1 pseudogene is annotated in these 208 nt (G+C 74.0%); it reads left to right on the forward strand.

The features are described 5' to 3' along the window. A pseudogene (locus tag IO40_RS39335) lies at positions 1-208 on the forward strand (transglycosylase SLT domain-containing protein); the annotation flags it as partial.

Genomic DNA, 208 nt, shown 5'->3' on the forward strand with positions numbered 1-208 from the left:
ACCACCACGCTGATCCCCCGCCGTATCGCCACCACCGGTATCACCGTCCTGGGTGCGGCCGGTATCGCCACCGCCGCCCTGACCGGCACCGCCCACGCCGCCCCGCAGACGGCCGAGCCGGCCCACCAGGCCGCCGCCAAGGCCGCCGCCAAGCCCGCCAAGGCCGACGACAAGGCCGACAAGAAGGCGGAGAAGGCGGAGAAGAAGG

Source organism: Streptomyces albus subsp. albus (assembly GCF_000725885.1).
Taxonomy (GTDB): domain Bacteria; phylum Actinomycetota; class Actinomycetes; order Streptomycetales; family Streptomycetaceae; genus Streptomyces; species Streptomyces albus.